We start from the raw sequence: 21,505 nt of genomic DNA, 5'->3' as shown, positions 1-21,505 counted from the left end.
ACGACGGTCCCACTACTGTGGAAGGGACCGTCGTACCACCGCGAAGGGAAAGCGCCGATGACCGACGCACACGCCACCACGACCGACGAGTCCCTCGCCGCCGAGAAGCAGCGGCAGAAGGACGAGTTGTACGCGCTCGACATCTCGGGTGTCGAGTGGGAGGGCGCTCCGGGGACCAGCCCCGACGAGGAGCGGGTGGAGATCGCGCGGCTGCCCGAGGGGGCGGTGGCGATGCGTTCGTCGCTCGACAAGGAGACGGTGCTGCGCTACACGAAGGCCGAGTGGGACGCGTTCGTCCTCGGCGCGCGGGACGGCGAGTTCGACCTGCGCTAGCGGGCGGTACGCGTGAGGGGGTGGCCCGTTCCCACGGGCCACCCCCTCACGCGCTTACGCCGGATGTCACATACGGAACCGGGCGGCGTTGCCCTTGTCGGTGTCCTGGTAGCCGGCGACCGACTCGTCGAGGAGCTGGGCGATGCGCGCCAGGTCCTGGTTCATGCCGGCCATGTCGCGGGTCAGGCGGTCCTGCGTCTCGCGGTACGCGATCTTGGCCTCACCCTCCCAGTTGTTGGCGACGCGGTTGACCTCGGCCATGAGGTCGTCCAGCTTCTGGGTGAGGGTGGTGGAGGTCAGGCGGGTGTCGGCCGCCGCCTGCGTCACGGTGTCGTAATTGACCGCAGTGGTCATGGTGTTGACTCCTGGATTGAGAGTGGCGCGGAGGACTGGTCGAGCCGGATGGCTCAGACGCCGAGGATGGCGCTCTGGTTGCCGCCGCCGCCGGCGCCACCGCTGGCGTCCATGGTGCGGAAGGACCGCAGACGGTCCTCCTCCTCGCGCGAGAACCCGTCGGCGCTCATGCGCATCATCTCTTCGAGCTTGGAGAGCTCCTGGCGCATGCTGCGCAGCCGCTGGTTCAGGTCGTTCTGAACGCGGTCGTACTCCTTGCTCGCAGCGCCCTGCCAGCCCGCCTGGACGCGGTCGACCACGCCGTTGAGGTTGGTGATGCGGGACTGGAGCTCGTCGGAGAAGTCCTGGATCCGGCCTGCGAGCCGAACCTGTTCGGCACTGGTTACGTTCAGGTCTTTCGACATCTTGCCCCTTCTTCCTTCGGTGGCGTCGACGGCCGGGCCGTCGGGCCTTCCGCTCGTGATGCGGACGGGAATCTTCTGATGCCGCCCCCGTGCTGGGTTCGCACTGCCGTGCCCCCGACGGTCACTTTAGCCATTGACGGCGGCAGTTCCAACTGCAAAGGGGGGACCGGATACTTGGTCGTTACGCAGTTCACCTGGCCCCTCTCCTGCGGCGGCTGTCGCGGATCACGACGGCTGTTCCGGCGACCACGGCCACCAGCACACCGCCGATCCCCAACGCATAGGTGGCGAGCCGTTCGGAGCGCTCCTGGGGAGTCTCCGACAGCGCCAGACGGGCCGGTTCGGGTGCCGGCGGTTTCGGCGGCGCCGGATCGGCCGTGGGTGTGGAGGGCGGCGTCCCTGACGGCGCGTCGGCGAGCGCCTTGACCGGGTCGACCACGCCCCAACCGACGTAGTTGTCACGGCCGTTGATGGATCGCGTGGCGGTCTGCTCGATCCGGGTGACGATCTGGGCGGCGGACCAGTCCGGGTACCTGGCGCGCAGCAGGGCGGCGACGCCGGTGACGTACGGGGCCGAGAAGCTCGTACCGTTGTCGACGCACTGGCCGCCGCCGGGGACGGTGGAGACCATGTCGACGCCGGGAGCCGCCACGCCCACGAAGGTGCCGGGCTGGGAGAAGGCGGCCCGTTCGTTGTTCCGGTCGGAGGAGGCGACGGCGAGGACCCCGGGGAAGGCGGCCGGGTAGGTGTTCTTGAGTTTGCCGTCCATGCCGTCGTTCCCGGCGGAGGCGACGACCACGATCTTCTTCTGGATCGCCTTGGCGATCGAGACCGCCATGGGCGAGTCCGCGTCGAGGGTCTTGGTCGTGTCCTGCGAGATGTTGATGACGTGCGCGCCCTTGGCGACGGCCCAGTCGATCGCCTTGGCCATCGTGTCGGACGTGCCGCTGTTCTTCTCGTCGTTCTGCCGGATCGGGATGATCGTCGCCTCGGGTGCGAGGCCGACGAAGCCGGTGCCGTCGCCGGGGCGGGCCGCGATGATGCCGGCGACCTTGGTGCCGTGGCCGACCTCGTCGACGGTGCCGTCGGTCTTGCCGCGCTTCTCGTCGCCGAAGCCGGGGTTGTTCTTGTCGGGCTTGAGGAAGTCCTTGCCCGCCTTGGCGTCGACGGCCTTCAGCAGCTGGGGGTTGACGTTGTCGACCCCGGTGTCGATGACGGCGACCCTGACGCCCTTTCCCTTGGTGTGCTGCCAGAGCTCGTCGAGGAGGACGCGCTGGAGCGGCCAGGGGGTGCCCTCGATCTGCTTCTTCATGGGGAAGGTGCACTCGCCGCTGCCGTCGAGCGCCCAGGCGTCGGGACGCGGGGACTTCGGCCCCGGGGCCGTGGTCGCCGCCGCGGGCGCCGCGAGCAGGCCCGTCAGGGTGGCGGCGGTCAGCAGGGCGGCCGCCGTGCGGTACGTCGTCGTCACCGGTGCCACCCCCTAGGAACCCTGCGGCTGACGCGCGCTGTTGGTGTCGAGTCGCGGGCCCTTGGACAGGAACTCCGACCATTCGATCGGGACGGGCACCGGCATGACCTTCTCGTAGCCGAGACGCTTCTGGGCCTCGGAGGGTTCCGGGCGTCCGTCGGTCTGCTTCTCCTGGTCACCGGCCCCGATCTCGGAGCGGGCGGAGTCGCTGTCGCCGTTGGCCTGGACGGCATAGCGCAGTCCGGTGTCGGTGACGAGGAAGAGGGAGCCGTCGGGCGTCTTCTGCTGGCCCTGGCCCTGGACCTGGGTGTAGAGCAGTCCGCTGCCCGGGGTGACGTAGGTGCTGGTGCCGCCGGCCGTGATCTCGGCGGGGTACTTGGGGCCGGCCCAGGTGGTGAGGGTGGTCCGGCCCTTCTCGTCGACGTCGGTGAGGACGCTGCAGACGGTGTCGCGGGCGGCGTCGCCGGTCGTGGAGTTGACCGTCTCGGACTTCCGCTGCGGCCAGCGCACGTCCCCGTTGAAGACCTTCGGGTTCGGGACGAAGGAGGAGGCGTCGACGGTGGTCGGCTCGCCGTCCATGTCGAGCGAGCCGGTCTGCGGGGAGTTGATGAGGAGCCAGGCGGTGAACGCGGAGACGGGCTGGACGCGGCCGGGCAGCACGACGTAGTCCTGGAGTCCGGAGCCGGTCTGGGCGCGGAGCACCAGGCCGATCCGGTTCTCGGTCCCGGTGAGGGTGCTGCCGGGGATCTCGGTGGGGGCGCCGATCTCGCCCTCGAGGTGCGGGAAGTCGACCGCGTCGCCGGTCTTCAGGGTGGCGAGCCAGTCGTCGGTGACGGGCTGCGGCTCCTTGACGAGGCCCTTGCTGAGGCCGACGAGGGCGGAGAGCAGTCCGGGCCGGTCGGCCTTCACCGGGTACTTGGTGCCGGTGTGGTCGACGATGAACTGGGCGGCGCCCTTCTGGCCCTTGACGTAGAGGATCTCTCCGTCGTCGAGCTTGTTCGCGCCCTCGGTGCGCCGGAGGTCGCGCTGGGCGAAGAGGAAGGTCGCCTTCTGCACGCTGGCGCCCTTGCCGCCGCCGGGCTGTTCGCAGACGGCCCAGCGCTTCTCCGCGCCCGCGTCGTCCGCGGTCGGCAACCGGTCGGGGGCGTACGGGATACCGAGGATCGGGCCGCGCTGCTTGTCCTGGTCGAGCTTCTTGTCGTCGACCTGGACGACCTGGAACTGGTCGGGGTTGAGCAGGAGACGGGCGGAGGCGAGGTTGAGGACGGGGTGGAGCAGCGCCTTCGCGTCCTTGCCCTTGCCGGTCTCCAGGACGACGTACCGGGTCGTCGACTGCTTGCCGACGATCACGCGGGTGCCGGGGACGTCCCAGCCCTTGGGTGCCCGCGGGCTGAACATGCCCCAGGCGCCGAATCCCGCGACGACCAGCGCGGCGACGATGAGGCCGGGGACGATCGCGCGCAGCGGCCTCGGCGCCCCCTCCTCCGTGCCGGAGGGCGAGGGTTGGAGGAATGCCGCCACCGTGCGCTTCTTCGCAAAGGTGTACGCGTTCAGCTCGTCCCGGCGCGATGCCATGAGTCCCCATTCTCGTCAGGCGCAGTCTTCGCTCGGATTCCGGGGGAGGTGACACCCGGGCCCCGGCCTTCGGACCGGCCCCCTACTATGCCTGCTGTCCCGTGGGGTTCGTGGGGCGGGTAGGGTGATCCGGCCGCCAAAGCCCTGGCGGGCCAGGGCGATCGGGACGAATTGAGGGGATTCTCCATCATGGCTTCCGCCACGCGGACGCGGCCCGGCGCGGCCACCACTTCCGCACCCCCTTCCACGGGATCCGTTTCCTCGGTCTCACCGAGGCTCCAGGCACGTCCCGGACACTTCGGTTCGTTCCGATTGCAACAACTCGTACTGATAGAGGTGGCGGCGGCGTTGCTCGCCGTCGCCTGGGTCGTGGACCAGCTGATGCTGGTGCCCGCGGGCGTGGTCGCCCTCGTGCTCGTCCTGCTCGCGCTCGTACGCCGACATCGCCGCTCCCTGCCCGAGTGGCTCGGCACCTTCCTCGCGCTGCGCGCCCGTTCGCGCCGGGCGGCCTCCTTCACCGTGCCGGAGGGCACGGAGCCCGGGCTCGCCCCGGTCGTGGAGTGCGACCCGGCGCTGCGGACGTACGCGTACAGCGATCGCGACCGCCGGCCGGTCGGGATGATCGGCGACGGCACCTTCCTGACCGCCGTGCTGCGGGTCGAGTCGGACGGCACGGCGCTGCGGCCGGACCGCGGGGCCCGGCCGCTGCCCGTCGGGCTCGTGCGGGACGTCCTGAGCGTGGACGGCATCCGGCTGGAGTCGGCGCAGATCGTCCAGCACACGCAGCCCGCCCCCGCGCCGCATCTGCCGGCGCAGTCGATGGCCGCGCGCAACTACGGGCCGCTCCAGGCGCAGACGGGTTCGCCCGCGGTCCGGATCACCTGGATCGCGCTCAAGCTGGACCCCGAGCTGTGTCCGGAGGCGGTCGACGCCCGCGGTGGCGGCATGACGGGTGCCCAGAAGTGCGTGGTGCGGGCGGCCGACCAGCTGGCGAGCCGTCTCGCGGGCGCCGGTTTCCGGGCGAGCGTGCTGACCGAGCAGGAGCTGACCTCGGCGCTCGCGACCTCGACCTGCGCGAGCCCGATGGCCATCGCGCAGGCGGGCCGTGGGCAGGCGCAGGCCCGGCGGACGCAGGAGACCGCGCGGACCTGGCGGGTCGACGACCGGCGGCACACGACGTACTGGGTGGGGCGCTGGCCCCAGTTGGGCGGTCCCGGCGGCAGCGCGGGCGCCTCGATGCCGCAGCTCGTGGCCCTGCTGACCTCGCTGCCCGCGCTCGCGACGACGTTCAGCCTGACGCTGAGCGGCGGGGACCGGCAGGAGGTGACGGTGACCGGACACGTACGGATCACCGGGCGCAGCGACGAGGAACTCGTCGCCGCACGGCACGAGCTGGAGCGCGCGGCGCGCGGTGTACGGACGGGCCTGGTGCGGCTCGACCGGGAACAGGGGCCGGGCATGCTCGCGACGCTGCCGCTGGGAGGTGCGCGCTGATGTCCCACTCCTTCGGTACGCCGTCGGGTTCCGGTGCGCCGTCCGGCGCCTCGCCCTCCCGCCGTGGCTCCCGCTCCTCCCGCGCCGCCGGGCGCCCGGGGCGGGACACGAAGCCCCGCTTCGGTTTCGGGCTCGTCGGGCCGCGTCGCGACCGGCACTCCGTACCCGTCGACCTGCTCGACGCGCTGGCCCTGCCTGTCGGTGACGACGGCGTGGTGATCGGCGTGGACGCCGAGAGCCGGCCGGCCGTGCTCGGCATCAACCGGCCCGTCCCGTACGACGTCACGCTCATCGGCGGTCTGTGGACCGCCCAGGTGCTCGCGCTGCGCGCGGCCGCCACGGGCGCGCGGGTGGCCGTCGAGACCGGCCGCGCGCCGGCGTGGACCCCGCTCGCGCAGGCGGCGGGCGGCGGGCAGCCGTGCGTCTCGCTGCACGACGTGGGCCGGGTGCCGCCGCAGGGCGCCTCGGCGGGCAGTCCGGTGGTCGTCGTGCGCGACTGCGGCATGCGTCCGCCGCGCGGCCGTGTCGTGTCGGCGCCCTGGCAGTCGGTCGTGACCCTGCTCCCGTATCTGAGCCCGGTCGCGCCCCGCCTCCTGGAGAAGTCCTCGCTGGTCGGCGTCCAGCGGGTCTCCCCGGACGAGGCCGTCCAGATCGGCCGCATCATGGGCCTCCCCCGCCACGAGTACGAGGCGCTGTCGACGCTCGCGGACGGGGTGACCCTCTGGTGCACCCCCGGCGACCGGCAGTTCGTGATGACGCAGGCGACGGATGCCGAGACCGGATTGTTGGGCGGCGCGCGCAGAATGGACTGAGCGGCACGAAGTCGTTCAAGTACGTCCGTTTTTGCAACGTTTTGAACGGTCGGGGTTCTCACTCTGCGGCGCGACCGGGTCACTTGGGGGCTTGACCCGGTCGGTGAGGCGGTCGCGGAGCGGCTGCCGGGCCTGCCCGCGCGATGCCGCGCCGATTAGGCTGGAAGAGCCCCGCCCACAACGGCACAAGGGTGCTCGACCACACCAGGAGGCAAAGTGAACGGCGATCGCGACGAGATCCACGGGGGTTGGAATCCGCCCGCCGACGATCAGTCCGACGCGGATCCCGCCGAGATGACGGGTGAGTTCACCATCGACTACACCCCGCCCGCCTGGTACACGCAGAACGCGTCGGGCGGTGCGGCGGGCGGTGCCACTCCCCCGCCTCCGAGCGGGGCACCGGTCGCGGTGCCCGGGCTTCCGGCGGGGAGCGGCTTCGAGCCCGGCTGGGGCGCGCAGCCGCCGGCGGCGCCGGTGCCGGTTCCGCCGGTGAATCCTGTTGCTCCGGTGAATCCTGTGGCCCCTATGACCCCTGGGGTGCCGGTCACTCCGGTGACGCCGGCGGTGCCGGTCGCTCCCGTGGTGTCCGGTATGGGCGCGCCGGAGATGCCCGCCGCCGTGACGCCGCCCGCGCCGCTGCCCGTTCCCGCCCCCGCGCCCGCGCCCGTCCCCGCGCCGCTTCCGATTCCCGCGGCCTCGGCCTCGGCCTCGTCCGAGGTGCCCGCTTCGGCGTCGACCCCGGCCGCCGGTGTGCCGTTCGGCGGGGGCGATGTGGAGAGCGGCGCGACCATGCGCTTCTCCCCCGGCGCACTCAAGCGCGAGATGGCCGAACGCTCGGCCGCGGCGAAGGCCGCGCGGAACGAGGCCGCCGACGGGGAGGCTTCCGGCATCGACGGTGCCGAGACGCCGGGAGCCGTCGAGGGCGATGCCTCCGCCGGTACGACAGCGGCCGACGCGGAGGCGACGAACTCGGAGGCCGTGGTGACGGCCGCGTCCGAGGCAGGCGTCGACGCCGGCGCCGACGGTGACATTGACACTGGGGTGGCGGACACCCCGTCTGCTCCCGTGGCGGATGTCGAGGCCGGTGGCGAGGCCGGTGGCAAGGCCGACGCCGACGCCGCTGCCGACCAGGACGGCGGTACGGAGCACGACGTCGTCGTCGCACCGGCCGGGGACTCCGAGGCCGGCGACTCCACCGCTCCGGGAGCCTTCCCGGGCACCGGCTCTCCCGCCGACGCCACTCCGGCGCCCCTCCCCGAGGCCGCGCAGCCGGACTTCGCCGCCGCGGCTCCGGGGCCGCTCCCTGGTGCCGCTCCGCAGGTCGACGCCGCTCCGGCGCCGTTCCCGGGTGCCGCTCCGCAGCCCGACGGCGCTCCGGGAGCCTTCCCCGGAGCCGTACCCCAGACCGACGCCGCGCCCGGCGCCTATCCGCCCGCCGCGCCGCAGGGCGGAGCCGGTCTGCCGCCATTGCCTCCGTCGTTCCAGCCGGCCGCGCCCGCGCCCGCGCAGCAGTGGCCCGCGCAGCCGGTTCCCGGTGCCCAGCCGGTTCCCCAGCCGGTGCCCCAGGCCGCGCCGCTGCCGCCCACCGCGGGCCCGCCCGCCCCGGCGGCGCCCGGCACCCCGGCGCCCGGCGCCCCCGCCCCCGTACCGCCGCAGGCCCCGGGCGCGTACGGATATCCGCAGCCCGGCGCCGTACCCCCGCAGGCCCCGCAGGGCGGCTACGGCTTCCCGCACCCCGGCACTCCCCCGCAGGCCCCGCAGGGTGGCTACGGCTACCCGCTGGGGGCACCTCCCGTGCCGCAGGGCCCGGGGGGACAGCAGCCCGGCGGCCCCGCGGGTGTGCCGCCGCAGGCACAGCCCCAGCCGCAGGCCGCCGACGGGTACGGCTACCCGCACCCCGGGGCCGTACCGCCGCACGAGAACCAGCCGCCCGTCGACCCGCGGACCGGGGCCGCCTGGCCCTCGCCCGTGACACACGATCAGCGCGAGAGGTCCGTACCGGGCGCCCCGCTCGGCTACAACGCGGCGGTGGAGCTGTCCTCCGACCGACTCCTGCGGAACAACAAGCAGAAGGCGAAGTCGAGCCGCAACCCCGGCGGCGCGGCCCGCTTCAAGCTCGGCGGCAAGAAGGAGGAGGCGGAGCGGCAGCGGAAGCTGGAGCTGATCCGGACGCCCGTCCTCTCGTGCTACCGGATCGCGGTCATCTCCCTCAAGGGCGGTGTCGGCAAGACCACGACGACGACCGCGCTGGGCGCGACCCTGGCGACCGAGCGGCAGGACAAGATCCTGGCGATCGACGCCAACCCGGACGCCGGCACCCTCGGCCGCCGTGTGCGGCGCGAGACCGGGGCGACCATCCGCGACCTGGTGCAGGCGATCCCGTACCTGAACTCGTACATGGACATCCGCCGCTTCACCTCGCAGGCGCCCTCCGGTCTGGAGATCCTCGCCAACGACGTGGACCCGGCCGTCTCCACGACGTTCAACGACGAGGACTACCGGCGCGCGATCGACGTCCTCGGCAAGCAGTACCCGATCATCCTCACGGACTCGGGCACGGGTCTGCTGTACAGCGCGATGCGGGGCGTGCTCGACCTCGCCGATCAGCTGATCATCATCTCCACGCCCTCCGTGGACGGCGCCTCCAGCGCGTCGACGACGCTGGACTGGCTCTCCGCACACGGTTACGCGGACCTGGTGCAGCGCTCGATCACCGTCATCTCGGGGGTCCGCGAGACCGGAAAGATGATCAAGGTCGAGGACATCGTGCAGCACTTCCAGACCCGCTGCCGCGGCGTCGTGGTCGTGCCCTTCGACGAACACCTGTCGGCCGGTGCCGAGGTGGACCTCGACATGATGCGGCCGAAGACCCGTGAGGCGTACTTCCACCTGTCGGCGATGGTGGCCGAGGACTTCTCCCGTGCCCAGCAGGCGCAGGGGCTGTGGACCGGCGACGGCCAGGGCGGGCTGCCGCCGCACATGGCCCCGCCGATGCCGGGCCAGGCGATGCCCGACCAGTACGCGCCGGGGCAGTACGCGCCCGAGCAGTACGGAGCGGGTCAGCCGATGCCCGGTCAGGTTCCGCCCGGTCAGGTTCCGCCCGGCCAGTTCCCGCCCGGTCAGTTCCCGCCGGCGCAGCCGGTGCCGGGGCAGTACGCCCCCGGACAGCCGATGCCGGGCCAGGCCGCGCCGGGTCAGCCCCTGCCGGGGCAGTACGCCCCCGGTCAGCCTTCGCCGGGGCAGGCGTACGCGCCCCAGGCCCCGCAGCCCGGACAGCCGTACCCGCCGCAGGGCCAGCAGCCCGGACAGCCGTACCCCCAGCCGGCGTACCCCCAGCCGGGTCAGCCGCTGCCGGGGCAGTACGCGCCCGGGCAGTACGCGCCCGGTCAGCCGTACCCCGCCCAGGCCCCGCAGCCGTATCCGCAGCAGCCCGGACAGCCGGGCCAGCCGGGTGTGCCGCAGGCCTGGCAGCAGCAGCCTCCGCAGGATCCGGCGCAGCCCCAGGCGGGGCAGCCGCTGCCCCCGCAGGCCGACCCCCAGGGCCCCCCGCAGGCTCCGCCAGCCCCTCAGCAGTAAGGCGTCACAGGCTTAGACCAATGAGGCTCCGTATCGGTCGTCCGATACGGAGCCTCTTGGCATTCCCGCAGTCCACAAGGGGTTTGACGCATCGTTGACGCGGTCGGCCGCCGCTGATAGACCTTCGCTTCACCAGTTGGCGCCCCCAAGATCCACGACACGAGGTCACGTCCTATGGTCATGGTCACGAAGGTCCCCTCCCGTCCGGCCGCCCCCCGAAGACTCCTCCGGCTGCTTCTCGCCACGGGGGTCGCCGCCACCGCGCTCTCGGCCGTCCCCCAGGCCGCACAGGCCTCACCGGCCGCCCCCGTCGCGCAGGCCACCGCCGACGCGAAGAGCGGCGGAGCCACCCTCACGGTGGCCGTCTCGCAGAGCATCGACTCGCTGAGCCCGTTCCTCGCCCAGAAGCTCACCTCGACCAGCATCCACCGTCTGGCCTACGAGTACCTCACCAACTACGATGCCAAGGACGCCCGGACGATCCCCGGCCTGGCGACCGCGTGGACGCCCTCGGCGGACAAGCTGACGTGGACGTACACGATCCGCGAGGACTCGAAGTGGTCCGACGGGAAGCCGGCCACCGCCGAGGACGCGGCCTGGACCTTCAACAAGATGATGACCGACCCGAACGCCGCCACGGCGAACGGCAGCTTCACGGCCAACTTCAAGAAGGTCACCGCCACCGACCCACGGACGCTCGTCATCGAGCTCAAGAAGCCGCAGGCGACGATGACGGCGCTCGACGTGCCGATCGTCCCGAAGCACGTCTGGGAGAAGGTCGGCGACTTCTCGAAGTTCAACAACGACCAGCAGTTCCCGATCGTCGGCAACGGCCCCTTCGTCATCACCGACTTCAAGGTCGACCAATACATCAAGCTGAAGCCGAACAAGACGTTCTGGCGGGGCGCACCCAAGTTCGACGAGCTGGTATTCAAGTACTACAAGGACGGTGACGCCGCCGTCGCCGCGCTCCAGAAGGGCGAGGTGTCCTTCGTACCGAACCTGACGCCCGCCCAGGCGGATGCGCTGAAGTCGCAGAAGAACATCAAGGTGAACGACGCTCCCGGCCGGCGCTTCTTCGCCATCGCCACCAACCCGGGCGCCCGCTCCCAGGACGGCAAGACCTTCGGCAACGGCCACAAGGCACTGCTCGACCCGGCGGTACGCAAGGCGCTCTTCCTCGCGGTCGACCGGACGACCATCGTCGACAAGGTCTTCCAGGGACACGCCGTCGAGGGCGAGGGGTACATCCCGCCGCGCTTCGGCTCGTACTTCTGGACGCCGGAGACCGCGCAGAAGCGGGCGTACGACCCGGCCGGGGCGGAGAAGGTCCTGGACGCCGCCGGGTACCGGAAGAACGCCGAGGGCAAGCGCGTCGGCAAGGACGGCAAGGCGCTGGACTTCCGCATCCTGTGCCACGCCACCGACCCGAACGACAAGGCGATCGGGAAGTACCTCCAGGAGTGGTGGGGCAAGCTCGGGATCGGGCTGAAGGTCGAGTGTCTGGACAGCGTCTCCGACCCGTGGGTCAAGGGCGACTACGACCTGGCCTTCGACGGCTGGTCGGTCAACCCGGACCCGGACTACGTCCTGTCGATCCACACCTGCGGCACGCTCCCGGCGACGCCGAAGGACAGCGGCGCCACCGACAACTTCATCTGCGACAAGGAGTTCGACACGCTCTACGCGCAGCAGGCGGTGGAGTACGACGCCGCCAAGCGGGCGGATCTGGTCAAGCGGATGCAGTCCCGGCTGTACGACACGGGGTACATGAACATCATGGCCTACCCGAACGCCCTGGAGGCGTACCGCACGGACCAGATCAAGTCCATCACGACCATGCCGGAGGCCGCCGGCAACCTGTGGGGGCAGGACGGCTACTGGAGCTGGTGGTCCGCCGTGCCCACCGCCTCCGCCGCCTCGTCCGGCGACTCGGACGACAGTTCGTCCGCCGGGCTGATCATCGGCATCGGCGCCGCCGCGATCATCCTCGTCGGAGTGGGCGTCTGGACCGCCCGGCGCCGCCGCACCACCGCCGACGACCGCGAGTAGTCCGTGACGACGGCAAGCACCCCCGCCGACGTGGCGCGGGCCGATCAGGCCCGCGCCACGGACGGCGCGTCCCGCACCGGTTCCTCCCTCGGCTATCTCCGCCACGCTGCGGGGAAGCTGGGCGGCGCACTCGTCTCGCTCCTCGCCGTCCTGGTCACCAGTTTCTTCCTCTTCCGGATCATCCCCGGTGACCCGGTGAAGGCGATGACTCACGGCGTGCCCACCACGGCAGAGCAACTTGCCACGCTGCGCCGCCAGTTCGGCCTCGATCTGCCGCTCTGGCAGCAGTTCACCGACTACTGCGCCAAGGCGTTGAGCGGCGACCTCGGCACCTCGTTCCAGTTCCGCGCGCCCGTCGGGGACCTGATCGCCGAGAAGCTCCCCGCGACACTGCTGCTCACCGGCGTCGCCGTGGTGATCTACTCGGCTCTCGGACTCTGGCTCGGCACCCGCTCGGCCTGGCGCCACGGCGGTCTCGGCGACAAGCTGAACACCGGGATCGCGCTGACCCTGTGGTCGGTGCCGTCCTTCTGGCTCGGGCTGCTGCTCATCATCGTGTTCTCGGTCGGCATGGGACCGATCCCCGGGCTCTTCCCGACCGGCGGCATGGAGTCGGGCACAGGAGAGACCGGCTTCGGGTACGTCCTCGACGTCGCCCACCACCTGGTCCTGCCCGTCGTGACGCTCGTGGCCGTCGGCTACGCGCAGACCCTGCTCGTGATGCGCTCCTCGCTCCTCGACGAGATGGGCGGCGACTACCTGACGACGGCCCGGGCGAAGGGGCTGCGCGACGACGTCGTACGGCGCCGGCACGCCGTGCCGAACGCGCTGCTCCCCACCGTCACCATGATCTTCATCAACCTGGGCCATGTGGCGGCCGGTTCGATCCTGGTGGAGACGGTCTTCTCCTGGCCGGGGCTCGGCGGCCTCTTCTACCAGGCGCTCAGTGTGCCCGACCTGCCGCTCGTCCAGGGTCTGTTCGTGGTCTTCGCCGGCGCGATGATCCTCATGAACCTGATCGCCGACCTGCTCTATCCGCTGCTCGACCCCCGGGTGGGCCGATGACGACCGCGAAGAAGACCGAGAAGAAGACCGAGACGACCAAGACGACCGAGACGACGGAGACGACCGAGGCGGTCGGCGGGACGAAGGCCGCGAAGACATCCACCACCGCGACCTCGCTGGTGTGGCAGCGCCGCCGGGCCTCGGTGGCCCGCTTCTGGAAGCAGTACCGCACCCATCGCGCCGGGCTGTACGGCCTCGCCGCGCTCGCCCTCATCGCGCTGCTCGCCGCCACCGCCCCGCTGACCGTCGGCGCGGACGTCCAGTCGGTGACGGAGGCACCCGGCACGGCGCTGGAGTCGCCGAGCGCCGAATTCCCGCTCGGCACCGACCAGTTCGGGCGCTCGCTGCTCGGGCTGCTGATCTGGGGAGCCCGGATCTCACTGCTCGTGGGACTGCTCGCGGCGGCCCTCTCGGTCGCCATCGGCACCGTCGTGGGCATCATCGCCGGGCATTACGGCGGCTGGTTCTCGACGGTCGTCATGCGGATCACGGACTGGTTCCTGGTGATGCCGACGCTGGTCCTCGCGATCGTGCTGGCGACCGTCATGTCCCGGTCGATGTGGACGGTGGTCCTGGCGATCGGCGTGACCTCCTGGCCGACGACGGCCCGGCTCGTGCGGGCTCAGACGATCGCGGTCGAGTCCCGCCCGTACATCGAACGCGCTACCGCGCTCGGCGGCGGCCACGGGCACGTCATGAGCCGGCACGTCCTGCCGAACGTGATGCCGCTGGTGCTCGCGCAGACCACGCTCTGCATCTCGACGGCCATCCTCACCGAGGCGACCCTCGCCTTCCTCGGGCTCGGCGACCCGACGGTGGTCTCCTGGGGCGGGATGCTCCAGGACGCCCGGGAGGCGGGCGCGGTCTCCTCCGGCCACTGGTGGTACCTGGCCCCGCCCGGCCTGGCGATCGCGCTGGTCGCGCTCGCCTTCACCCTCTGCGGCCGGGCCGTCGAGGCCGTTCTCAACCCGAAGCTGGGGGTGGGGCGTTGAGCGCTCGAAGCCTGCTGGAGATCAAGGACCTACGGGTCACGTACGGCTCCGGGGCCGCCGCCGTGCCCGCCGTACGCGGGGTCGACCTGACCCTGGAGGCGGGCAGCAAGCTGGGCGTGGCGGGCGAGTCGGGCTGCGGCAAGTCGACGCTCGCGCTCGCGCTGCTGCGGCTCCTCCCGGCCTCGGCACGGATCGAGGGCGAGGTCCTGCTGGACGGGGAGGACGTCCTCTCCATGTCGTGGGGGCGGCTGCGGGCCGTGCGCTGGGCGGGCGCGTCGATCGTCTTCCAGGGCGCGATGCACTCGCTCAACGCGGTGCACCGGATCGGGGACCAGATCGCCGAGCCGCTGCTCGTGCACGGCAGGTCGACCCCGGCGGCGGCCCGGCGGCGCGTCGGCGAGCTGCTCGAACACGTCGGACTGCCCGCCGCCCGCGCGGCGGCCTACCCGCACGAACTGTCCGGCGGTCAGCGGCAGCGCGTGATGATCGCGATGGCGCTCGCGTGCGACCCTCGGCTGATCGTCGCCGACGAGCCGACGACCGCGCTCGACGTGATGATCCAGGCGCAGATCCTGCGGCTGATCGAGCGGCTCGTCGCCGAGGAGTCCATCAGCCTCCTGATGATCAGCCACGACCTGGCCGTCCTGGCCGACACCTGCGACCGGCTGGCCGTGATGTACGCGGGGCGGGTCGTCGAGGAGGGCCCGGCGCGGGCCGTGTACGAGGCCGCCGCGCACCCCTACGGGCGGGCGCTGTCCTCGGCGTTCCCCCGGATCGGGGACCTCGCGTCCCGGCGGGCGCCGCGCGGTCTGCCGGGCGACCCGCCGGACCCGGCGGACCTGCCGGGCGGCTGCGCCTTCCATCCGCGCTGCGCGGTGGCCGTGGACGCCTGCACGGAGCTCGACCAGGAACTCCGGGAGGCGGGCGCGGGCCATCGGGCCGCGTGCGTCCATGTGGGTTCGCGTACGCCAGGGAGCACGTCATGAGTACGGACACGGCCGTGACCACGAAGACGTCCACGAGGTCGCTGCTCTCGGCGCGCGGGCTGCACGTCACCTTCCCCGGGCGGCGGGGCGCGCCGCCCGCGCGGGCGGTGGACGGCGTGGACCTCGACATCGGCGCCGGCGAGATCGTCGCGCTCGTCGGCGAGTCGGGGTGCGGCAAGACGACGCTGGCCCGCTCGCTCCTGGGCCTGGTACGGCCCACCTCGGGCACGGTCTCCTTCGACGGGAGGCCGCTCGCGTACTCCTCCGGGGCCCTCAAGGCCTACCGGAAGCGGGCGCAGCTGGTCCTCCAGGACCCCAGCGGTTCGCTGAACCCCCGCCACACGGTGTACGACGCGGTGGCGGAGGGGCTGCGGATCCACGGGTACGCGGGGGACGAGCGGGCGGCGGTCGCCGGGGCCCTCGCGCGGGCCGGGCTCCGGCCGCCGGAGCGCTTCTTCCTGCGCTATCCGCACGAGCTGTCCGGCGGTCAGCGGCAGCGTGTGGTTATCGCGGGCGCGCTCGTCCTGGAACCCGAACTGATCGTCGCCGACGAGCCGGTGGCCTCGCTGGACGCGTCCGTACGGGGCGAGATCCTGGCGCTGCTGCTGCGCCTGCGGGACGAACTGGGACTCTCGGCGCTGGTGGTGACGCACGACCTGGGGCTCGCGTGGAACATCGCGGACCGGGTGGCGGTGATGTACCTGGGCCGGGTCGTGGAGACGGGCCCCGTGGAGTCCGTACTGACGGCTCCCCAGCACCCGTACACGCGGGCGCTGTTGTCGGTGCTGCCCGAGTCGGAGGGCGCTCCGGTCGTGCTGACCGGCGAGCCGCCGGACCCGTCCCGCATCCCGTCGGGCTGCCGCTTCCACGCCCGCTGCCAGATCCTCGCCTCGGGCGAGGCGGCCGCGGTCGCGGACCTCTGCCGGGGCGAGAACCTGCCCGTCCTGGACGGCGGCGGGTCGCGCGCGGTGGCGTGCCACTGGGTGACGGGGGGAACGACGAGCTGAGCCCGCCGCGGGGGCGACCCGCTCTGGGGCCGGGCTGCCCCGGCCCGGGCGGGCCGCTACGGGGCCGGGTTCTCCCGGTCGTACGTCTCCGTCAGCTCGCGGCAGCGCTTCACGTCCGCCGCCATCGCCAGGAGCAGGTCGTCGAGGGTGTCGAACTTGAGCATGCCGCGCACGTACTCCAGGAAGTCCACGGCCACGTGGAGCCCGTACAGGTCGAGCCCCTCGCGGTCGATCGCGTAGGCCTCGACCGTCCGCTCCGTGCCGTCGAACTGCGGGTTCGTGCCGACGGAGATCGCCGCCGGCATGCGCTCGCCGTCGGCGGTCAGCCAGCCGGCGTAGACGCCGTCCGCCGGGATCGCCGTGTGCGGCAGGGTCTCGACGTTGGCCGTCGGGAAGCCCAGCTCGCGGCCGCGCTGCGCACCGCGGACGACGATGCCCTCGACGCGGTGCGGGCGGCCGAGGATCTCGGACGCTCCCGCCATGTCGCCCTCGGCGACGAGCCGGCGGGTGAGAGTGGAGGAGAAGGGCTGGCCGCCGCCGGCCGAGCCGCTGACGAACAGGTCGATGACCTCGACCTCGTAGTCGTAGGTCTCGCCGAGCTCGGAGAGGAACGCGACGTTCCCCGCGGCCCGGTGCCCGAAGCGGAAGTTGGGGCCCTCGATGACCGCCTTGGCGTGCAGCTTGTCGACGAGCACCTTCACGATGAAGTCCGCCGGGGAGAGCTGGGAGAACTCGGCGGTGAAGGGCAGCACGAGCACCGCGTCCACGCCGAGGCCCGCGATCAGCTCGGCGCGCCGGTGGTGCGGGGCGAGCAGCGGCGGGTGGCTGCCGGGCCTCACGACCTCGGAGGGGTGCGGGTCGAAGGTGACCACGACCGAAGGGACGCCGAGTTCCCGGGCGCGCTCGACGGCACGCCCGATGATCAGCTGGTGCCCGCGGTGCACCCCGTCGTAGGAGCCGATGGTGACGACGCTGCGCCCCCAGTCCTGGGGGATGTCCTCCAAGCCACGCCAGCGCTGCACTGTGACCGCTCCTCGTCCGCCTGTTCGCCCTGTTCGCCGATTACGCAGGTCTAAGACTGCCATGCCCACGCCCGTCGGTACGCATCGGCATGGAAGTGCCGGGGCTCCGCAGCGCGCGGAGGGTCTCGGGACCGAGCAGCGGGGCCCACTCCCCCGGTACGGCGACGGTCCAGGCGACGAGCAGCGCGGTGAAGCCGGGACTTTCGTGGACGAGCCCGGCCAGGGCCCGGTCGAGCCGTCCCGCGCCCTCGGGGGTGCGGGTGTACAGGGCGGCGACCCGGTGGACGAGCTCCCGCGTGCGGGGCACGCTGCGCTCCCCGGCGCCCTCGGCGGCAGCCCTCAGGAGGGCGTCCAGGACGGAGAGCTCGCCCGCCTCGGCCTCGTACCGCTCGTGCTCCAGGAGTACGTCGAGCAGCTCGGCCCGCAGGTGCCGGGAGGCGCCCGTGCCGGGGGCGGCGAGCACCGGGGCGAGGGCGCGGCGGACGACGGCGGGGCGGCCCCGGATCAGTCCCGAGACCAGCGGGAAGAGGACGGCGCGGCCGGCCGGACCGTCCTCGAAGCGCCGGTCCACGTAGCGGGCGACGTGCGCGGCGCCCTCGGGGAGGCGGGCGACGTAGTCGCGGACGAGGGCGGCGACGCGCCGGGTGAGGGCGGGCGTGTCGATCTCCGCGAGGGCGCGCAGGGCGGCGGCGGCCTCCTCCCCCGTGCCGTGCAGCCGGGACCTGAAGGCGGTGAGGACCGGTCCCGGGTGGGTCGCGAGGGCCTCGGCGAGGGCGTCGGCGGGCACCAGGGGCTCGGCGATGGCGCGGGGCAGGTGGCGGGCCCGGGTGTGCGGGTCGCGGACGAGCAGGCCGAGGGCGGGGCCGTGGAGGGCCTGGTCGGCGGGGCGGGCGAGCAGGGCGAGGGCGGCGTAGCGGAGGAGTTCGCGGTCGGCGGGGGCCGTGAGGCGGCCGGCGACCAGCCGGCCGTACGCGGCGGCGGCGACCCGGCGCTCGGGGCGGCCGTCGTCGTGGGCCCAGCGGTCGACGGCCCGGCAGAGCGCGGAGGGCTCGTCCTTGGCGAGGGCGGCGAGCAGCCCGTCGGCAAGTGGGTGGGCGGTGGAGACGAGCGCCTCGCAGAGGTCGTCGACGGCGAGTCCGCGGTGGGTGTGCAGGAGGGCCTGGGCGGCGGTGGCGACCGTCGTGTGCGGGGCGGCGAGCAGCGGGCGTTCGTCGCCGAACCAGCGGCACAGCAGCGGCTGGACGCCCCGCGGGTCGGCGACGAGCAGCCCGGCGACGGTGTCGAGGCACCGGTCGCCGGGGCCGTCGCCGTCCGGCGTCCCGGCGGGCGGCGGATCGGCCGGCACGAGCCGCCGCAGCAGGTCGATCCGCTCGTCCTCGCCGAGCGGGAGCCCCTGCCAGAAGGCGGCACCGAAGGCGGCGAAGACGGGACGGGGCGCGGGACGGCCGCCGATGCGGTCGGCGAGGAGCCGGAGGATGGGCAGGTAAGGCCGGGGGTCACCCACCCGGCGCACGCTCTCCCCGAGGAGCCGGACCGCCCACCAGCCGGCGTCGGCGTACGCGGGCCCCCCGTCGGCGAACCGGTCGAGCGACTCCACGAGCGCGGCGAGGCGCGGGGCGAGCGCGCCGGGGCCTTGCTCGCGATGGAGCCGCAGCAGCGCCTGGAGGACGGGCCCGATGCGGTGCCGGGGGACGGGAAGGCGATCGGCCGCGACCTCGGCCGGGGCGGGGGTCCGCTGCCGGGGGACCTCGGCGGGTGCGGGTGAGCCCCCGCCGGGGACCGGGGCGGCGGGGGCGGGGCTCGCCCGGTGCCGTCCGGTCCCCGGCGCCGGGCGGACGGGGTCGCCGTCGGACGGGCGGGCGCCGGGCACCACCCCGGGCTGACCAGCCGGAGATACGAGCTCCTCGTCCCGGACCCCCGCCGGGGAGTCCGCCCCGGCGGGGAGATCGGAACGACGCGCCGATGCGCCACCGGACCGAGGAGCGGACCCAGCCCAAGGAGCGGACCCGGCCCATGGGCCTTGATCAGAGCCGCGCCCGAGGTCGGGGCCGGTCCTCGCGGGGGGACCGGAGTCCGGAGCGAAGCCGGGGACCGGGGCCGAACCGTGCCCGGGGTCACGATCGCGCCCCGTGACGGAACCACGCGCAGCGCCGGGGCCGGTCCCCGCGGCAAAGTCGCGTCCCCGCACGGAACCGCGCCCCCGGGGCGCCCCGGGCCCCTCGCCGTCGGCACCGCGCCCCTGGGCCGTACGCGACCCCTCGGTGGCCGCAGCGCTCCCGGACGTCTCCGTCCCCGTGGCCTCGTCCCGGACCGGTGCCGGCTGCTGTTCGCCGTGGCTGTGGATCAGGGCGTGGAGGGCCGTGTCCAGGTCGAGGTGGGCGGCCTGGAGCCAGTCGGCGAGCTCCTCGTGGGCGAAGCGGTAACCGGAGCCCGCGGGGACGAGGAGGCCTTCGGTGAGGACGGCCGAGGCCCAGCCCTCCCGCCAGGGGAACAGTTCCTCGAAGGAGGCCCGGTCGAGGACACCGTGGCCGGGGCCGAGGCAGCGACGGGCGGCCTCGTGGACCTGTCCGGCGACCCGGGCGGCGATCAGCCGCACGGCGGTGCCCCGGAGCAGGGGCCGGGAGGCCGCGGCGACCCGGACGGCGACGCGCAGGCACATCAGGTCCACATGGGCCTGGAAGATCTCCTCCCGGCCGGGCCGCCCCGGGACCTCGTCCGGGAGCGCCGCCCGGACCTCTGCGAGCAGTCGCAGGGCGAGCGGATGGCGGGCGTCCGCCTCGGCGAGGTCGGTCTCCCCGAGGCCGTACCCCTGCCGGACGGTCCGCGCTTCCGACTCGGTGTACGGGCCGAGCACGAGGGCGGCGGGCAGTCCGTCCCCGTTCCCCGTCGCCGGCCGGTGCACGGCGGCGGGGCCGTAGAGCGCGCCGGCCAGGTCCCAGTGCTCGGGGCGGCAGGCGGTGACCAGTTGGGCCCCGTGGGCCCGCAGCCACTGCTCGGTGGCCTCGGTCCAGTCGGCCAGGCGGTGGGCGAGGAGCGGCGGCATCTCCTCGGGGCCGTCGAGGACGACGAGGAGGGGCCGGCCGGCGTCCCTGGCGAGGGCGGCGGCCCGCTCGGGGGTCGCGGTCGCGGTGTCGCCGAGCGCCCCGGAGGCGGCGACGATCCGGCCCGCCTGGCGCAGGGCGCGGCCGACGGCGTCGGCGAGCGAGTGGTCCTCGGCGCGCAGGTCGGCGCCCCGCAGCCGGACCGTGGGGGCGGGTGCGGGGCCCTGGGCGCGGCGGGCGCAGAGCGCGGCGAGGGCGGTGGTGCGGCCGGAGCCCGGGGCGCCGACGACCGCGAGGACGAGCGCCTCCCCGGCCGTGAAGCGGGCGAACTCCCGGGCACACTCGGGGCGTTCGACGGGCTCGGGCCAGGGGTCGGGTTCCCTCGCGGGGCCGGTGGAGGTGGCGGTGAGCTCCAGGATCCCGGCGAGGTTGAGGTCCGGTCCGTAGGCGGGGACGGTGGCCGCGTTGCGCCGCAGGAGGGCGGCGAGCGGGCCGTCGGGCCGGAGCGGCACCGCGTATCCGGCGGCCGGGCGCTTTCCGTGCAGGGCGGTGCCGAGGACGGCGACGACGGTGCCGGTGGCCGTGTCGAGGACGGGGCCGCCCGCGGCCCGGCCGCCGCGGCGGAGCGCCTCGGCGCCCTCGGTGCCGATGGCGAGTTCGAGGGCGTCGGCGAGGACGTGGAAGCGGTCGGCTGCGGCGTAGGTGACGGCGGCGGGGCCGAGGACCCGGGCCTCGCGCCAGCCGTGGGCGGCGATCCGGACGTAGGTGCCGGGTTCGATCTCGGGGCGGGTCGCGAGCGCGACGGGGCGGACACCGAGCCCTTCGGTCCTGACGAGCGCGAGGCCGCTCTCCGGCAGGGCGGTGACGGCCTCGGCCTCGGCGAGCCAGGTCAGGTCGCCCGGGGCGTGCAGGACGACGCGGGCGAGCCCCTCGACCGCTTCGTGGCTGGTCACGACCGTGCCGTGATGATCGGCGAGGAATCCCGTACCGCGCGGCCGGCCTGCCGGATCACAGATTTCGACCAGCGTCGCCACGTCCCCGCGTCCCATGGTGTCGACGGTAGGTCGACAGTGATCACCGGGAGAACCCAGTAGGGAAACGCGCCCCCCGACGCTCCCCCGTTTCACTCCGAGCGCCTCCCCGAAGGGGTGAAATCTCGCGGAAGACACGTGTAGGGCGGACACGCGTGCGTGTCCGCCCTACAAGCGACGGTCCGGTCGGGTCCCGAGGGACCCCGGTCCGCAGCCCTGGGCCGCGGCCCCGATCCCGACTCCGGCTCCGGTCTCGGCTCCGGGTCCGGTTTCGGGTCCGGTTTCGGCTCCGG

General features: G+C 73.5%; 15 protein-coding genes. 9 read left to right on the top strand and 6 right to left on the bottom strand.

Annotation, left to right across the window (positions count from 1 at the left end; all coding sequences use genetic code 11):
• Positions 1–57: 57 nt before the first annotated feature.
• Positions 58–333, top strand: a complete 276-nt coding sequence (locus tag IE124_RS26475; RefSeq protein ID WP_150265520.1) for a DUF397 domain-containing protein — start codon at positions 58–60, stop codon at positions 331–333.
• A 66-nt stretch (positions 334–399) separates the two neighbouring features.
• On the opposite strand, the gene IE124_RS26470 is transcribed toward IE124_RS26475, so the two are convergent.
• The 4 genes from IE124_RS26470 to eccB all read right to left on the bottom strand — a co-directional run bounded on the left by IE124_RS26470 (position 400) and on the right by eccB (position 4,134).
• Entirely contained in the window at positions 400–687 is a 288-nt protein-coding gene (locus tag IE124_RS26470; protein WP_055641041.1) for a WXG100 family type VII secretion target, read from the bottom strand.
• A 53-nt stretch (positions 688–740) separates the two neighbouring features.
• Complete coding sequence (locus IE124_RS26465; RefSeq protein ID WP_055641042.1) at positions 741–1,091, bottom strand: WXG100 family type VII secretion target; 351 nt, start codon at positions 1,089–1,091, stop codon at positions 741–743.
• 190 nt (positions 1,092–1,281) lie between these two features.
• Complete coding sequence (gene mycP, locus IE124_RS26460) at positions 1,282–2,559, bottom strand: type VII secretion-associated serine protease mycosin (protein WP_189511062.1); 1,278 nt, start codon at positions 2,557–2,559, stop codon at positions 1,282–1,284.
• 12 nt (positions 2,560–2,571) lie between these two features.
• Positions 2,572–4,134: a type VII secretion protein EccB gene (gene eccB / locus IE124_RS26455; RefSeq protein ID WP_189511060.1), complete on the bottom strand. Its 1,563-nt coding sequence runs from the start codon at positions 4,132–4,134 to the stop codon at positions 2,572–2,574.
• A gap of 189 nt (positions 4,135–4,323) precedes the next feature.
• Here eccB and eccE point away from each other — a divergent pair, with 189 nt between their 5' ends.
• From eccE to IE124_RS26415, 8 genes are all read left to right on the top strand, one after another.
• Positions 4,324–5,628, top strand: a complete 1,305-nt coding sequence (gene eccE, locus IE124_RS26450; protein ID WP_189511058.1) for a type VII secretion protein EccE — start codon at positions 4,324–4,326, stop codon at positions 5,626–5,628.
• Positions 5,628–6,440 carry a hypothetical protein gene (locus tag IE124_RS26445; RefSeq protein WP_189511057.1) on the top strand — a complete coding sequence of 271 codons (813 nt, stop codon included), beginning with the start codon at positions 5,628–5,630 and terminating at the stop codon, positions 6,438–6,440. Before eccE ends, IE124_RS26445 begins: the two co-directional genes overlap by 1 nt.
• A 216-nt stretch (positions 6,441–6,656) precedes the next feature.
• Positions 6,657–10,016 carry an SCO5717 family growth-regulating ATPase gene (locus IE124_RS26440; protein ID WP_189511054.1) on the top strand — a complete coding sequence of 1,120 codons (3,360 nt, stop codon included), beginning with the start codon at positions 6,657–6,659 and terminating at the stop codon, positions 10,014–10,016.
• Positions 10,017–10,196: 180 nt separating this feature from the next.
• Positions 10,197–12,068: an ABC transporter substrate-binding protein gene (locus IE124_RS26435; protein ID WP_189511052.1), complete on the top strand. Its 1,872-nt coding sequence runs from the start codon at positions 10,197–10,199 to the stop codon at positions 12,066–12,068.
• A 3-nt stretch (positions 12,069–12,071) separates the two neighbouring features.
• Positions 12,072–13,133, top strand: a complete 1,062-nt coding sequence (locus IE124_RS26430) for an ABC transporter permease (protein WP_189511050.1) — start codon at positions 12,072–12,074, stop codon at positions 13,131–13,133.
• On the top strand, positions 13,130–14,125 hold the full coding sequence (locus IE124_RS26425) for an ABC transporter permease (RefSeq protein ID WP_189511048.1): 996 nt from the start codon (positions 13,130–13,132) through the stop codon (positions 14,123–14,125). Before IE124_RS26430 ends, IE124_RS26425 begins: the two co-directional genes overlap by 4 nt.
• A complete protein-coding gene (locus tag IE124_RS26420) occupies positions 14,122–15,111 on the top strand; it encodes an ABC transporter ATP-binding protein (protein ID WP_189511046.1) in 990 nt (329 codons plus the stop codon). The genes IE124_RS26425 and IE124_RS26420 overlap by 4 nt, the downstream gene beginning before the upstream one ends.
• Positions 15,108–16,118, top strand: coding sequence for an ABC transporter ATP-binding protein (locus tag IE124_RS26415; protein WP_189511044.1), 1,011 nt, complete (start codon positions 15,108–15,110; stop codon positions 16,116–16,118). Before IE124_RS26420 ends, IE124_RS26415 begins: the two co-directional genes overlap by 4 nt.
• A gap of 56 nt (positions 16,119–16,174) precedes the next feature.
• On the opposite strand, the gene IE124_RS26410 is transcribed toward IE124_RS26415, so the two are convergent.
• On the bottom strand, positions 16,175–17,140 hold the full coding sequence (locus IE124_RS26410) for a bifunctional riboflavin kinase/FAD synthetase (RefSeq protein ID WP_189511042.1): 966 nt from the start codon (positions 17,138–17,140) through the stop codon (positions 16,175–16,177).
• Between the two features lie 40 nt (positions 17,141–17,180).
• On the bottom strand, positions 17,181–21,230 hold the full coding sequence (locus tag IE124_RS26405) for a serine protease (protein ID WP_189511040.1): 4,050 nt from the start codon (positions 21,228–21,230) through the stop codon (positions 17,181–17,183).
• Positions 21,231–21,505 lie beyond the last annotated feature (275 nt).

Origin of the sequence: Streptomyces narbonensis, assembly GCF_014649015.1 — a bacterium.
GTDB lineage: Bacteria > Actinomycetota > Actinomycetes > Streptomycetales > Streptomycetaceae > Streptomyces > Streptomyces narbonensis.
This window is presented reverse-complemented; position numbering and strand designations above follow the sequence as displayed.